The 14,165-nt window shown below is 71.2% G+C and carries 17 protein-coding genes and 1 tRNA gene; 17 read left to right on the top strand and 1 reads right to left on the bottom strand.

Going from position 1 to position 14,165, the window contains the following annotated elements; translation table 11 throughout:
* Window positions 1-208 precede the first annotated feature (208 nt).
* The 14 genes from ACZ56B_RS18065 (at window position 209) to ACZ56B_RS18000 (ending at window position 10,377) form a co-directional block, all read left to right on the top strand.
* Window positions 209-1,060 carry a helix-turn-helix domain-containing protein gene (locus ACZ56B_RS18065; protein WP_468790963.1) on the top strand — a complete coding sequence of 284 codons (852 nt, stop codon included), beginning with the start codon at window positions 209-211 and terminating at the stop codon, window positions 1,058-1,060.
* Window positions 1,061-1,152: 92 nt separating this feature from the next.
* Window positions 1,153-1,542, top strand: a complete 390-nt coding sequence (locus tag ACZ56B_RS18060) for an ATP-binding protein (RefSeq protein WP_468790961.1) — start codon at window positions 1,153-1,155, stop codon at window positions 1,540-1,542.
* Window positions 1,543-1,714: 172 nt separating this feature from the next.
* Window positions 1,715-2,566, top strand: coding sequence for a sigma factor-like helix-turn-helix DNA-binding protein (locus ACZ56B_RS18055; RefSeq protein ID WP_468790959.1), 852 nt, complete (start codon window positions 1,715-1,717; stop codon window positions 2,564-2,566).
* Window positions 2,563-3,384, top strand: a complete 822-nt coding sequence (locus ACZ56B_RS18050; protein ID WP_468790957.1) for an integrase — start codon at window positions 2,563-2,565, stop codon at window positions 3,382-3,384. Before ACZ56B_RS18055 ends, ACZ56B_RS18050 begins: the two co-directional genes overlap by 4 nt.
* A 181-nt stretch (window positions 3,385-3,565) precedes the next feature.
* The gene (locus ACZ56B_RS18045; protein WP_468790955.1) at window positions 3,566-3,910 is read left to right on the top strand and encodes an SCO3933 family regulatory protein; all 345 of its coding nucleotides are present in this window, start codon (window positions 3,566-3,568) and stop codon (window positions 3,908-3,910) included.
* A 5-nt stretch (window positions 3,911-3,915) separates the two neighbouring features.
* Window positions 3,916-5,283, top strand: a complete 1,368-nt coding sequence (locus tag ACZ56B_RS18040) for an FtsK/SpoIIIE domain-containing protein (protein ID WP_468790953.1) — start codon at window positions 3,916-3,918, stop codon at window positions 5,281-5,283.
* A gap of 87 nt (window positions 5,284-5,370) precedes the next feature.
* Entirely contained in the window at window positions 5,371-6,081 is a 711-nt protein-coding gene (locus ACZ56B_RS18035) for a DUF2637 domain-containing protein (protein ID WP_468790951.1), read from the top strand.
* Between the two features lie 15 nt (window positions 6,082-6,096).
* Window positions 6,097-6,276, top strand: coding sequence for a mobile element transfer protein (locus tag ACZ56B_RS18030; protein ID WP_061927187.1), 180 nt, complete (start codon window positions 6,097-6,099; stop codon window positions 6,274-6,276).
* Between the two features lie 15 nt (window positions 6,277-6,291).
* Window positions 6,292-6,447, top strand: a complete 156-nt coding sequence (locus ACZ56B_RS18025) for a hypothetical protein (RefSeq protein ID WP_189559203.1) — start codon at window positions 6,292-6,294, stop codon at window positions 6,445-6,447.
* 20 nt (window positions 6,448-6,467) lie between these two features.
* The gene (locus ACZ56B_RS18020; protein ID WP_468790949.1) at window positions 6,468-6,773 is read left to right on the top strand and encodes a SpdD-like protein; all 306 of its coding nucleotides are present in this window, start codon (window positions 6,468-6,470) and stop codon (window positions 6,771-6,773) included.
* 101 nt (window positions 6,774-6,874) lie between these two features.
* Window positions 6,875-8,251, top strand: a complete 1,377-nt coding sequence (locus ACZ56B_RS18015) for a replication initiator (protein ID WP_468790947.1) — start codon at window positions 6,875-6,877, stop codon at window positions 8,249-8,251.
* The gene (locus ACZ56B_RS18010) at window positions 8,251-8,421 is read left to right on the top strand and encodes a helix-turn-helix transcriptional regulator (RefSeq protein ID WP_468790971.1); all 171 of its coding nucleotides are present in this window, start codon (window positions 8,251-8,253) and stop codon (window positions 8,419-8,421) included. The genes ACZ56B_RS18015 and ACZ56B_RS18010 overlap by 1 nt, the downstream gene beginning before the upstream one ends.
* On the top strand, window positions 8,418-9,791 hold the full coding sequence (locus ACZ56B_RS18005; RefSeq protein WP_468790946.1) for a tyrosine-type recombinase/integrase: 1,374 nt from the start codon (window positions 8,418-8,420) through the stop codon (window positions 9,789-9,791). The genes ACZ56B_RS18010 and ACZ56B_RS18005 overlap by 4 nt, the downstream gene beginning before the upstream one ends.
* Window positions 9,792-9,987: 196 nt before the next feature.
* The gene (locus ACZ56B_RS18000) at window positions 9,988-10,377 is read left to right on the top strand and encodes a DUF6083 domain-containing protein (protein ID WP_468790944.1); all 390 of its coding nucleotides are present in this window, start codon (window positions 9,988-9,990) and stop codon (window positions 10,375-10,377) included.
* A 175-nt stretch (window positions 10,378-10,552) separates the two neighbouring features.
* Here the strand turns inward: ACZ56B_RS18000 and ACZ56B_RS17995 are convergent.
* A tRNA-Arg gene (locus tag ACZ56B_RS17995) sits at window positions 10,553-10,624 on the bottom strand.
* Between the two features lie 290 nt (window positions 10,625-10,914).
* Between ACZ56B_RS17995 and ACZ56B_RS17990 the strand changes: the two genes are divergently transcribed.
* The 3 genes from ACZ56B_RS17990 to lysA all read left to right on the top strand — a co-directional run bounded on the left by ACZ56B_RS17990 (window position 10,915) and on the right by lysA (window position 14,078).
* Complete coding sequence (locus ACZ56B_RS17990) at window positions 10,915-11,445, top strand: response regulator (protein ID WP_468790942.1); 531 nt, start codon at window positions 10,915-10,917, stop codon at window positions 11,443-11,445.
* 121 nt (window positions 11,446-11,566) lie between these two features.
* Window positions 11,567-12,658: an ArgS-related anticodon-binding protein NrtL gene (gene nrtL / locus ACZ56B_RS17985; protein WP_468790940.1), complete on the top strand. Its 1,092-nt coding sequence runs from the start codon at window positions 11,567-11,569 to the stop codon at window positions 12,656-12,658.
* A gap of 28 nt (window positions 12,659-12,686) precedes the next feature.
* Window positions 12,687-14,078 carry a diaminopimelate decarboxylase gene (lysA, locus tag ACZ56B_RS17980; protein WP_468790938.1) on the top strand — a complete coding sequence of 464 codons (1,392 nt, stop codon included), beginning with the start codon at window positions 12,687-12,689 and terminating at the stop codon, window positions 14,076-14,078.
* Window positions 14,079-14,165 lie beyond the last annotated feature (87 nt).

Genomic DNA, 14,165 nt, shown 5'->3' with positions numbered 1-14,165 from the left:
CCCCCCCCCCCCCCCCCCCCCCCCCCCCCCCCCCCCCCCCCCCCCCCCCCCCCCCCCCCCCCCCCCCCCCCCCCCCCCCCCCCCCCCGCGCCCGCGCCGTGCGCGGGCCTTGAACCAGTAGAGAGACTTTGAATCACGCTCATGCTGCTGGCCGTTGATGCTGCTCTTGTGCCTGGTGGCTGTTGGCTGGTGGTGTAGAACCCTGGGTATGGGGAGTGAACGGCGCGAGCGGATGAGGGTGCTTGGGGCGCGTCTTCGGGCTCTGCGTGCGGATGCTGGCCTGACGGGTGCTGCTCTGGCAGAGCGAGCCGGTGTAGGTCAGCCGACGGTCTCCAAGGTGGAGAACGGTCGTATGGTCCCGAGCCTTGATGTGCTGGACCGGTTGTCCCGGGCGCTCGGACTCGATGAGCCGGCCGCCGGTGAGGTCCGCGAGCTACTGGCCGCGGTTGAGGCTGCGGTGGAGACCGGTTCCGAACTCGAAGAGGGCGCCTCTGCGGGCTCAGTCGTGGATGAGGCAGTCCGCGGTGCTCAGCTGGTGCGCTCCTTTCAGTGCGTGGTCCTGCCGGCCATGCTCCAGAGTGCCGAGTACGCCCGGCAAGTCTTCCTGACATCACCACATCTGGACGCTGAGGCGGTCGGCCGGGCCGTTGCTGCGCGAGTGGAGCGACAGAGCCTGTTGTACGAGCCGGGACGCGAGTCGGTGTTCGTGCTGACAGAAGCTGTGTTGCGGACGTGGCCGGGGACGCCCTCGCTGATGCTCGCCCAGCTTGATCGACTGTTGGCCGTCGAGAGTCTGGACACGGTGCGGCTCGGCGTCATCCCGTGGCGTCGCCCGGTGCCGGTGCTGCCTCGTCACGGCTTCACGCTCTGCGATCGGCAAGCGGTCGTGGTGGAGGCGTTCCCGAGTGAACGGGTCTCGACCGAGGCGGATGAGCTCGCTCGGTACGAGGAGAGGTTCAGCCGGTTCGAAGACGCGGCCGTCTTCGGCGGTGAGGTGCGGGACCTGCTGATGCAAGTGATGGGGGAGTTCCGTGAGCTGGAGGCCACCCTCACTCGGTAGAGGAATAATTCCTCTGCATGCCTAGATTGGTGCCGTGGGTGGGAATACTCTGCTCCTCATGCTGTCTAGCCCTCTAGACGAGGAGTGTTGCCGTGCTCACCAAGTGGTGCCGTGCCTTCCCTGGCCTGCCTGAACAAGTCGCCGAAGCTCGTCACTTCGTAGCCGCCTTACTCCGGGAGTGGGGCTGCGTCGACGAGGGGGCCCTGGTCGTGGGAGAGCTGGCGGCCAACGCCGTACGCCACTCGCTGAGCGGCAAGGCCGGCGGCTGGTTCCTCGTGGTCGTCGGCTTCGGCACGGACTTCGTACGCATCGAGGTGATCGACCAGGGCAGCGACAGTACCCCGGCGATGCGGGACGCGACCGACCTGGAAGAGGGCGGCCGCGGGCTGATGCTGGTAGCGGCCTGCGCGAAGGACTGGGGTGCCAAAACTCTGCCGCAGGGTTCCTCGGTGTGGGCGGATCTGGTGTTGGAGGGAGCGTGAACGCCTCCAACCTGCTCCTCCTCGGCCGTCGCGCGGGCGGCGGGGAATGACTCCTCGCGGGGTGCCTCGGCGCCGGTCCGGCCTCCACGTGATTGGCGTCCGGTCGGGTCGGCCACTCTCGCCCGTTTCGTCTAGGGGCCTAGACTCTTGGGTGAGGCAAGGAGGTGAGCACATGTCGGACGAGTTGCAACGGATCATGGCGATCGATGATCCGTACCTGCTCCTGCGTGAGGTCACGACGCGATTGGCCGACGCACAGCAGGAGGTCACCGAACTCGCTCGACTGCGGCGCCGTGTGGTGCAGGACCTCCATGCGCAAGGGCTGTCGTACGCGCAGATCGCGGCGAAGGCTGGCCTCAGCCGCGGGCGCATTCACCAGATCCGCCACACCGGCCCGGCGCCCGAGGGCGCGTTCCTCGGGTCGGGCGCCGTCACGGTCGCGACCCCGCTGCGGCGGGACGACGAACGCGGACGCACGGTCGTTGCCGTGGACGACGTCAGTTCCGGCAAGCGTCTGGAGGACCTGGCGCGGTCGTACGGGCTCGCCGTCACCTCCGAACACGTACCGGTCAGCGGAGAGATCGACCTGAACCGTGACGGCCTGGTCGTCGTCTGCGGGCCGCGCATGTCACAGGACATGTGGAACACCTACGCCCAAGACCCCGTGCTGCACTGGGAGAAGGCGGAAGACGGCCCCTGGACGGTCGTGGACCGGCTCACCGGCACCGTGCACCGGTCGGGACAGGACAGCGATCCGGCCCGGCCGTACGACATCGGCTATCTCGGCCGGCTGCCGCGCCCGGACGGCAAGGGCTCGCTCCTGGCCATCGCCGGTATCCACACGCAAGGATCGCTCGGCGTCGTCCAGCTGCTCACCTCCGAACTCAACTCCCTATGGGGGCAGGTGGGAGATCACCGGTTCTCCACGCTGGTAGGGGCCGAGTACGACCCGGAGACCAGTGAGCCGCGGTCCGTCGAATTGGTCTGCCCGCTCTACCGTCACGACGAGGAGACGGCGGAGTGAGGTTCACCTTTGGTACCTCGCCGTCCACGCCGGACAGTGAGAACGAGGACTTCGCCGCTGCCGCCCCTGATGCTGCCGTGCTCCTCGACGGCGCCGACGTGGGGGGCGCGGAAACCGGGTGCGTGCACGGCGTCGCCTGGTTCTCCGGAACGTTGGGGACACTGCTGCTCCGCACCCTCGTCGCACGTCCGGCCTGGTCGCTGGCTGAGTGCCTGGCCGACTCCATCCGCATCACCCGCTCGCTCCACGAAGACGTCTGCGACCTGGAGTACCGGGCCAGTCCGACCAGTACGGTCGTTGCCGTCCGTGCTCGTGACGGAGTGCTCGAACACCTCGTGCTCGGTGACTCCTCACTGCTCCTCGCGAACCGGAATGGGAGCTCTTCCGTCATCACTGACCGGCGCCTGGACGAGGTCGGGGCGAGGCTTCGCGGGCCGCTCGACGAGCTGCCCACCGGTTCACCGGAACATGCCGCCGCGCTGGCCGAGTACCGGGACGCCCTGACGTCTCTCCGAAACCGGCCGGGTGGCTTCTGGATCGCCGGTTCCGATCCGCTCGCGGCCGAGCATGCGCTGACCGGCACGGTGCCGCTGGACTCCCTGGCCTCCGTGACGCTGCTGAGCGACGGCGCGACACGGCTGGTGGACCGCTTTGAACTGGCGTCGTGGGACGAGACCTTGGCTCTCCTCGACTCCGCTGGCCCGGACGAACTGATCCGCCAGACCCGTAAGGCGGAGGATGGCGACCCCGACGGCCGGCGCTGGCCGCGGGGCAAGGCGCACGATGACGCCACCGCCCTGCACTGGGCGCTTTCGTAGAGCGCCAATCACTCTGCCGACACGGCGCTCGTATACCCCCCTAGACAGTTGTCGGAGTGTCGCGTTACGGTAGCCGTCAACCCCCCTAGACAGTTGGGGTGGGTTCCTTCCTGTGCTGTCTAGGGGGGTATTCAGCAGCTCGGCGTCCGTGACGGACGCCCGATCAAGTGAGGTTCACAGCATGCGTGTCATCCCCGTGGACACCTCGTCCGCCACTCTGCTGGTCACGAAGCTGCCCGAGGTCAAGGTGAGGGACCGGCAGACCGGTGAGGTGGCCGTGGACCCGGTGACCAACGACCGGCTCATGGTCCTGGAGCTGGTGTTCATCGCCGAGGGCGGTTCGGACATGATCAAGGTCACCGTGCCCGAGAAGGGCATCGGCGAGGGCCTGGTCATGGGTGCGCCGGTCTTCCTGTCCGGGCTGGTGGCCCGGCCCTGGGAGAGCGAGTTCGGCGGCCGCACCCGGCACGGCATCGCCTACCGGGCGGACGCCGTCATGGTCGGCACTTCGGCTGCGCAGGGCTGAGCGTCATGACCGATGCCCTGTGGATTTTGGTGTTAGCCCTGCTGGCGGTGGCCGCGCTGGTCGCGGTGCGCCGTCGGCTGCCGGTCCTGTTCTGGTGGCTGGTCGGGTATCCGGCCGTGACGCTGCGGGTGCTTGCCACGTACCGGGCCACCATGGACGCCTGCGGACTGACGGTGCCCGCCTCGGCCATGCGCCGGGCCACCGCCCGGATGGTGGGGCGGCAGGCTGCCCCCGTACCGCCCCGCCGGTCGCTGCCGCTGCCGACCGGGTCCGGGCTCGTGATGCGGCTGCGCATGGCGGCCGGGCAGGCGCCCGAGGACTTCACCGCCTCGGCCGACCGGCTGCGGCACGCCTGGGGCGCGCACGCCGTGCACGTCCGGCCCACCAAGCCGGGGCGGCTGGAGCTGAGGTTGGTCGGCTGGGACGTCCTCGCCGACGTCCGGCCCGCTCGGCGGTGGCTGCGCACCGAACCGCTGTCCCTGCCGCTGGCGCTGCGCGAAGACGGGCACTGGCACGTCCGGGACTTCCGCACCGTGCCGCACGAACTCATCCTCGGCGCCACGCAGTCCGGCAAGTCCGTGTACCTGCGGAACCTGCTGTGCGGGCTGGCCCGGCGACCCGTCGCACTCGTCGGCATCGACTGCAAATGGGGCGTCGAACTGGCGCCGTTCGCGCCCCGGTTGTCGGCACTCGCCGACACGCCGGACCGTGCGAACGAACTCCTCGACGTCCTGGTGGAGGAGATGGAGGCACGGTTCCGCCTGATCGGCATGACGGGTGGGACCGGTCCGGATGCCGTGCTCGCCTCGGACGTCTGGGGCCTGCCGGAGAAGGCGCGGCCGGTGCCGGTCGTGGTCGTCGTCGACGAGGTCGCCGAACTCTTCCTCGCCGCGAGCAAGGACGACGAGAAGCGGCGGGACGCGATGGTCACCAAGCTCATCCGTCTCGCCCAGCTCGGCCGCGCGGCCGGCATCTACCTGGAGGTGTGCGGGCAGCGCTTCGGCGCCGAGCTGGGCAAGGGCGCCACCATGCTCCGCGCCCAGCTCACCGGGCGGGTCTGCCACCGCGTCAACGACGAGACGTCCGCCAACATGGCGCTCGGCGACATCGCGCCGGAGGCGGCGCTGGCCGCGACCTCCATTCCGGCCGAACGGCCCGGCGTCGCGGTCGTCGGTGACTCCTCTGGTGGCTGGTCCCGCGTCCGCTCGCCCCACCTCACCCTCGACGACGCGGCGGCCGTCTGCCGCGACACCTCCGGCCTGGTCCCGGAACTGACCCGCCTCGACGCCTTCCGGCCCGTCGTCGCCCCGGAGCCCGCCAAGATTCCCTCGGCCGCTCCTGTCGCACCCACCGCTCGCCCGACCACCGAGTAACCGCACTCCCCCTCCCACGGCCGGCGTGACCGCCTCGCGTCATGTCCCTCCCCCTCCCATGCCCGAAACCGGAAGGAGACCGAGTCGATGCGTGCCCACCTGGCCCGCGTGGACGCCGTGATCGTTCAGGCCGTCATCGCCGGTGCCCTGTCCTTCTCCCACCTGCACGACCTCGCCGCGGCGGCCGGACAGCACGGCTGGAAGGCGTGGGCCTACCCCGTGAGCGTCGACCTGCTCCTGGTCGCCGCCTGGCGCCGGATGCGCCAGCAGCAGCGGGCGGGACAGGCGGCCGGTGGCCCGCGGCTGTGGTTCCTGGTGGCCCTGGCCGCTTCCCTCGGCGCCAACGTCGCCACGGCCGGGCTCCTCGACCTGGACGACGTACCGGCCTGGCTCCGCGTGACGGTCGCGGGCTGGCCCGCCGTCGCCTTCTTCGGCGGCACGCTGCTGGCCCACGCCCCGCACGCCCTGGAAACACCGACGGCCCAGGCCTCCCCGGCGGCGGACGCCGAAACGGAGCCACACCCCGTTCCGTCTGCCGTCGACCGGCCCGACCGTGAGGCGCTGCCGGCGCCCTCCACCGACCCCGGCCCGGCTCCGGAGCCCGCTGCCGAACCGGTCGCCACTCCGGCCCCCGCGTCCGCTTCCGCCGTCGCCCTGCCGCCCGCCCTCGTCGACCGCGTCCGCGCCCTGGCCGAGGAACACCGCTCGGCCACCGGCCGCCCCGCCGACCCGGACGCCGTGCGCGCCCGGCTCGGCCTGCCCCCATCCATGACCGCATCCGTCGCCGCCCACCTCTGAGAGAGGAGCACCACTATGAATCGGCGCTTCCGCAACGTCCGCCGCATCGGCCCGGTCAACGTCGCCTCGTACGTCGATCGCGGCCGGAACCGTCACCTGGCCGCCTGCACCGCGCCCCGCTGCGACTTCTCCGCCGAGTACGACAGCCGCGCCGCTGCCGAACTGGCCGCCCGTACCCACCGCTGCCCGGCCTGACAGGAGACCACCGAAGTGGACGTTCCGCTCTGGCTCGCCCTGCTCGTCGTCGGCGTCCTCGGCGTCAAGCTCATCCGCCCGCCCTGGTGGCTCATCGCCGTGCTGCTCGTCGGCGGCTACCTCCTCGCCGACAGCCTGCTCGCCCCCGTCATCGACCCCGTCCTCAAGTGACCCGCGAAGGGAGAGGGTTCATGTTCCGACCGAAGGTCCCGACCATGCCGCAGCCCACCGGCCTGGTCGCCCCGCCCGCCGTCGTCGAACCGACCACCATCACGCCGGGCACCCCGGCTCCGCTGCCGGCCCCCGTCACCCCGGTCCCGGCCCGCCCGGCCGTCCGGCTCATGCCCGGCACCGCGCTCGCCCTGGTCGGCGGTGGCACCGCCGTGGTCCTGGTCGTCGGTGCCGTCCTGGTCTCCATGCTCCTGGCCGTCGCCCTCACCGCCACGTCCGTGGCCGTGTGCGCCGTCGTCGTCCGCTCCGTCCTCACCCGCCGCTGACCTCATCGCTCCGCCCGCCCGGTCTGCCCATGCTGTCTAGCCCACTCGACAGGCCGGGCGCTCGCACCGCACGTCCGCTCTCTTAAAGGAGGAACCCGCACATGCGTCCTGCGGCTGAGACCGCAGCCATCCGCCAGCTGGCAGCACTCGCCCGGCACGGCGACCTCAGCGCCTACGCCCACCAGATCCAGCGCCTCGGCGGCTGCGAGCGGCCCGTCCGGATGGAGGGCCACCGGCTCGACGTCCACGCCGCCACCGGGGAGATCGTCCGCGAGATCGCCGACCGCGACCTTCCGGCCGGACAGCTCCTCATCCGCTGCAACAACCGACGCGCCACCCGGTGCGCCTCCTGCGCCGAGATCTACCGCAAGGACACCTTCTACCTGGTCACCGCCGGACTGAGCGGCGGCAAGGGCATCGGCCCGTCCGTGGCCCAACACCCGCGCGTCTTCGCCACCTTCACCGCCCCGTCCTTCGGCCCCGTCCACAACCGCCCCGGTGGCGGCCGGTGCCGCTGCGGACGCCTCCACCCCAACGACGACCCCGCCCTCGGCACGCCCCTGGACCCGGACCGCTACGACTACCGCGCGGCCGTCCTGTGGAACTCACACGCCGGGATCTTGTGGGGTCGCTTCACCACCTACCTGCGCCAGCACCTCGCCTCCCGCGCGGGTCTCAGCCGCTCGGCGCTGCGCCACTGCCTCAAGGTCTCCTACGCCAAGGTCGCCGAGTACCAGCGGCGCGGCGCCGTCCACTTCCACGCCGTCATCCGCCTCGACGGCCCGGACGGCGCCGAGGACGCCCCGCCGGCCTGGGCCACGACCGCACTGCTCACCGACGCGATCCGCTCGGCGGCCCGGGAGGCCGAGGCACCCGGCCCGGTCCTCGACGGCCACGCGTACGCCTTCCGCTTCGGCGAACAGCTCGACATCCGCCCCATCCGCTCGGCCGACTTCGCGGGCACCTCGGAACTGTCCAGCCGCGCCGTGGCGGCCTACATCGCCAAGTACGCCACCAAGGGCGCCGAGACCGCGGGCACCCTCGACCGGCCCATCCGCAACCCGATCACGGACCTGATCGGCTCCGGCGTCACCGACCACGCCCGGCGCATGATCCTCACCTGCTGGCACCTCGGCGCGCTGCCTGAACTCGAAGACCTGCGCCTGCGCAAGTGGGCCCACATGCTCGGCTTCCGCGGCCACTTCTCCACCAAGTCCCGCGCCTACTCCGTCACCCTCGGCGCCCTCCGCCAGGAACGCGCCGACCACAACGAAGCACTGGCCCGCGAACGCGCGGCCGAGGCCGGCCACCCGCTGCCCGACCCGGACACCGTGCTCGTCCTCTCCCACTGGGTCTTCGCCGGAGTCGGCCTGACCGCTGCAGAACACCTCATCGCTCACGGCATTCCTTCGCCCGTAGCCCTGACAGACGACCACACGGAAGGAGAACCGGCGTGGACCACCGACGCGACGAATTGATGACCGTCCCGCAGATCCTCGAAGAGCTGGGGGGTGTGTCCCGCCGTACTTTCTACCGGTGGCGCGAGCTGGGGCAGGGCCCCGCTGCGTTCAAGCTGCCCAACGGGGAGCTCCGGGTGTGGCGGAATGACTTCACCGCCTGGTTGCGGCAGTTGGAGGCGGCGGCGTGAAGTCCCTCGACGTAAAGGTGTGGGGTGTTCGGAAGAGGAACACCAAGAAGTCGTCCTATGACGTCCGGTGGACTGTTGCCGGGAACGTGTTCTCCGAGCAGTTCCGCACTAAGGGGCTTGCGGACCACTACCGCTCCAAGTTGCTCCGCGCCGCTCATGCCGGTGAAGAGTTCGACACAGAGACAGGGCTGCCCGACTCGATGGTCGAAAAGGCAGCCTCGATGACCTGGTACGCCTTCGCTTTGAAGTACCTCGCCATGAAGTGGCCGCACGCGGCACCGAACACGCGCAACGGGATCAATGAGGCCCTGACCGCAGTGACGATGGCTCTTCTCGACGAGCGTCCGGGGCAACCGTCTGAGGAACTGATAAGGAGGGCACTTCGTAACTGGGCCTTCGTCCTTCCCGGACCGGACGAGCGCGAATTGCCGACCGAGATCGCGAACACCTTGCACTGGGTGGCCAAGGCATCGCGTCCGCTCTCGGACCTCGGTGACGCTGCGATCGGCAGGGCCGTCCTGGATTCGCTCAAGCTGAAGCTCGACGGGACGGCGGCAGCCGCGGAGACCGTCCGGCGTAAGCGGCGAACGCTCGTCAATGCGCTGCACTACGCGGTGGACCTCGGGGAGTTCAAAGAGAACCCGATCACGGGCATCCGCTGGAAGAAACCGAAGGTGGCCGGGGAAGTCGATCCCCGGGTGGTCGCCAATCCCGCGCAGGCCCGTTCCCTGCTGACTGCGGTCTCGTACGTCGGTGGGTACGGCCGGGCGCGTGGTCGCCGACTCGTCGGCCTATTCGCCTGCATGTACTACGGCGCCTTGCGCCCGGCTGAGGCCGTCGGCCTCACCGATGCGGACCTAAAGCTGCCCGAAGCCGGCTGGGGGACGGTACTGCTGAACCGGACGCGCCCCAGCGTCGGCAAGCAGTGGACGGACTCCGGCGAGACCCACGATGACCGGGGTCTCAAGAACCGGCCGGCGGAAGAGGTCCGGCTCGTACCCATCCCGCCCCAGCTCGTCACCATCCTCCGGCAGCACCTCGACACCTTCGGCACCGCCGAGGACGGGCGGCTGTTCACCAACGAACGCGGGGGAGTGGTCGGCTCCTCGACGTACTACCGCGTCTGGCAGGAGGCCCGTGCGCTGGCGCTTCCGTCGGCCGCGGTCGCCTCCCCGCTCGCGGCTCGCCCGTATGACCTCCGGCACTCGGCGCTGTCGACCTGGCTCAATTCCGGGGTGGACCCGACGGAGGTCGCCGAACGTGCGGGCAACAGTGTGGAGGTCCTGCTGAGCCGCTACGCCAAGTGCATCGACGGACGGCAGGAGATCGTCAACCGCAAGATCGAGGAGTTGTTGCGCGAGTACGAGTGATCACTCGCGTAGGCCGTTAGCCCTCCAGCCCGCATGGGCCGGAGGGCTTCGCCGTATCTCGGCCGTGTGCCGTCGGCCATTGGTTGCTGGTTGCACCTGCCGCGTCGTCTCTCGTCTCGCTGCCGGACGGTTGCCCCAGGGGTTCCGTCCGGTTCGCGCTCTACGCCCGGGCCGTCGGGCTGGCGACTCTCACGGTATGGGGCTCTTAGAAGAGAAGCCGCGGCGGCTGGGTGGTGGGCAGTCCCGCTGCCCGTACTGCGGGCTGCTGGGGGATCGGGTGGCGACGCTCGAGCATGACTGGGTGCTACTGGAGCCGGACATGCATCCACTGGCTCACACAGTGCCGGCGGAGCATCGGTGGATCGAGCTGTCCGATGGACGGGTGACGGTCTACGGGGTGTGTCCGCCGGATCAGTTCCAGCGGTGCCGTATCGAGCACCGTCTCGCCTGCTCGGCGCAGCCGCTGCCGGATCTGTGGCCGTCGTTGACGAGCCTGCGAGGGGAGAACGCGCGGCAAGCGGAGCGGCGGGACGACCCGAAGCCGCCTCCGCCTCCGCCTCCTGAGGAGTGGCCGGACGCCGGCTGACGGGCACTTCGGAAACCTCGGGTCTGACCAGGGAAGATGTCCCAAGATCCTGTCCACGAATAGTCCACGGACCCCGGCATACGGCCGCTCCGGGCGGCACACGCCTGCACATACGCGAAGACCCCGTTCTCAGCGTCTCCGCTGGTGACGGGGTCTTTGGGCACCTCATGCTGGGTGCCCCCGGCAGGATTCGAACCTGCGCACACGGCTCCGGAGGCCGTTGCTCTATCCCCTGAGCTACGGGGGCGTGTCGGTCGCTGTGATCGCGTCGACGGGTAGAACACTACCAGCTTCGGCGGGGTGGTCAGGAACCCGTTTACGGAGTCGGGGAGGGGGGCCGGACCCGTGACCGGAGGCCGGGGCAGCCTGGCGGGCGGATCGGTTTCGGAGGTCGAACCGGTCCGGGGTCGAACCGGTCCGGGGTCGGACCGGTCCCGAGGTCGGACCGGCCCCGGGAGCCGGGTCGGTCCGTCGGGCGGAGCGGTCACGGAGATCCGGTCGGTCCGGAGTGCGGGGTGTCGCCCGGGAGAGGCGGAAGTGGGGAAACGCCGGACGCGGTGGCCGGGGGCGACCTACTCTCGAGTTGTGCCAGGCGCATCTGGCCGGGTTCTTGTTGTGGACGACAACAAGGTCATCCGGCAGTTGATCAGGGTCAACCTCGAGCTGGAGGGCATCGAGGTGGTGACCGCGGCCGATGGTGCCGAATGTCTTGAAGTCGTCCATCGGGTGCAGCCCGACCTCGTCACCCTCGACGTCGTCATGCCCCGTCTCGACGGGCTCCGCACGGCTGCCCGGCTGCGTGCCGATCCCCGGACCCGGGACCTTCCGCTCGCCATCGTCAGCGCGTGTTCGGAGCGTGAGGTGGAGAGCGGGATCGGTGCCGGTGTCGACGCCTTCCTCGCCAAGCCCTTCGATCCCGGTGAGCTCGTCCGGCTGGTCCGGCGGTTGATCCGGGGGCGGGGGAGCGAGGGGCGGGCGGACGAGAGCGGGGGCGCCGGGCCGGCCTCGGCGGCCGAATGGGCCGGTGGGATCGGTGGGATCGGTGGGGTCGGGCACGCCGGTGGGTGAGGGCCCGGCCCCCGGGCGGGTGATGCGGGGCACGTCCCCGGCACGTGGGTTTCGTCCACATGCCGGGATCACACCCAAACCTATTCGCTTACCCACCCTCTTCCTCCCCTACGCTTGAACCGTGACCCCCGTCGAGCTCTCCCGCACCGTGCTGCACGCGGTGCGCCGTGCCGTCGACGAGGGGGAACTGCGGGTGACCGTGCCCGAACGGGTCGTGGTCGCGCCGCCCCGGCCCGGGGGGTGCGGGGACTACGCCACCAACGTCGCCCTCCAGCTCGCCCGCCCGGCCGGCCGGCCGGCCCGGCACGTCGCCGAGGTCCTCAGGCTCCGCCTGCTGAGCGACGGCCGTATCGCCGACGTCGTCGTCACCGGGCCCGGGTTCCTCAACATCAGCCTGCGGAGCGCCGCGCCCGTCGCCCTCGTGGCGGAGGTCCTGCGGTGCGGCCTCCGGTACGGGCACGGGGACTCTCTGGGCGGCAGGTCCGTCCGGCTCCGCGCCCCCCGCGAGGTCCGCGCCGCCGTCCACCTCGACGTCCTGGCCCGTGTCCTGCGCTCCCAGGGTGCCGCCGTGCGGACCGGTTGCGCCGCCCCGCCCGAGGCGGAGTGGGCCACCCTGCTCGGCGTACGCGTCGACACCCACGGAATCCCCTCCGACACCGACACCGACGCAGACGTCGATGAGGACGGGGACAAGGACGAGGACGAGTACGTCGAGGTCCGTCCCGTCCCCGCCCCCGCCGACCCGCTCCCCCTCGGCCGGGACGCCGCCCGCTGGGCGCTGCTGCACCCCGCCCCGCACGACCGGCCCCGGATCGGGGCCGAGCACCTGGTCCAGCGGGAGGACAACCCCCTCTTCCGCGTCCGTTACGCCCACGCCCGCACCCGGGCCCTCCTGCGCAACGCCGCCGACCTGGGGTTCGCCCCCGAGCCCGGTCCGGTGACCGACGACGGCGCCCAGGCGCTGCTCCAGGCCCTCGCCGACCACCCCCGCGTCCTCGCGGCGGTCGCCGCGCACCGCGCGCCCGACCGGCTCGCCCGGCATCTCATAGCCGTCGCCGACGCCGCGGTGCCCCTGCTGCCCGCCGTCCTGCCCGTCGGCGAGGAGAAACCCTCGGCCGCCCACCGGGCCCGGCTCGCGCTCGCCGACGCCGCCGGGACGGTGCTGGCCGGCGGCCTGTCCCTGCTCGGCGTCGACGCACCCGACCATCTCTGAAGAGACAGCGAAGAGAGCCACCGAAGACATGAGCCGTTCCGCACACCCCGCCGGGCCCCGCTACGCCGACGTCCTCCCCGAGGGGCACTACTCCGCACCCCCCGCCGACCTCAACGCCCTCGACCCGAAGGTGTGGGCGCGGACCGTCGAACGCGACGAGCACGGCGTGCTCACCGTCGGCGGGATCGACGTCAAGCAGCTCGCCGAGGAGTTCGGCACCCCCGCCTACGTCCTCGACGAGACCGACTTCCGCGCCCGGGCGCGGGCCTGGCGCACCGCCTTCGGCGACGGCGCCGACGTGTTCTACGCCGGCAAGGCGTTCCTGTCCCGGGCCGTCGTGCGGTGGCTGCACGAGGAGGGGCTGAACCTCGACGTCTGCTCCGGCGGCGAGCTCGCCACCGCCCTGTCCGCCGGGATGCCCGCGGACCGGATCGCCTTCCACGGCAACAACAAGTCCACCGCCGAGATCCACCGGGCCGTCGAGGCCGGGGTCGGGCGGATCGTGCTCGACTCCTTCCAGGAGATCGTGCGCGTCGCCCACATCGCGCAGTCCCTCGGCAGGCGGCAGCGGGTGCAGATCCGCGTCACCGTCGGCGTCGAGGCGCACACGCACGAGTTCATCGCCACCGCCCACGAGGACCAGAAGTTCGGCATCCCGCTGGCCGGCGGGCAGGCCGCCGAGGCCGTGCGGCGGGTGCTCCGGCTCGACGGGCTGGAGCTCATCGGGATCCACTCCCACATCGGGTCGCAGATCTTCGACATGTCCGGCTTCGAGGTCGCCGCGCACCGGGTCGTGGGGCTGCTGAAGGAGATCCGCGACGAGCACGGGGTCGAGCTGCCCGAGATCGACCTCGGCGGCGGCCTCGGCATCGCGTACACCAGCGACGACGACCCCCGCGAGCCGCACGAGATCGCCAAGGCGCTGACCGAGATCGTCACCCGGGAGTGCGAGGCCGCCCGGCTCTCCGTGCCGCGCATCTCCGTGGAGCCGGGGCGGGCGATCGCCGGCCCGACCGCCTTCACCCTGTACGAGGTGGGGACCGTCAAGCCGCTCGAGGGGCTGCGGACGTACGTGTCCGTGGACGGCGGCATGTCGGACAACGTCCGCACCGCCCTGTACGACGCCGAGTACAGCGTCGCCCTCGCCTCCCGCAGCTCCGACGCCGAGCCGATGCTGTGCCGGGTCGTCGGCAAGCACTGCGAGAGCGGGGACATCGTGGTGCGGGACGCCTTCCTGCCGGAGGACCTGGCGCCGGGCGACCTCATCGCCGTGCCGGCCACCGGGGCGTACTGCCGGTCGATGGCCAGCAACTACAACCACGTCCTGCGTCCGCCGGTCGTCGCCGTCGACGGCGAGGGAGCGCGGGTGATCGTCCGCCGGGAGACGGAGGAGGACCTGCTCCGGCTCGACGTCGGATGACGGGCGGACGGCGAACGGCGAACGGACGACGGGGACCGGTGGACGACGGGGGCGGCGGGTTCGCCCGTCGTCGGCCCGCCGGCTGCA

This window comes from Streptomyces sp. NPDC034670 (assembly GCF_055574875.1).
Note: the sequence above shows the minus strand (reverse complement) of the source record. Positions and strands in the feature narration are given on the sequence as shown.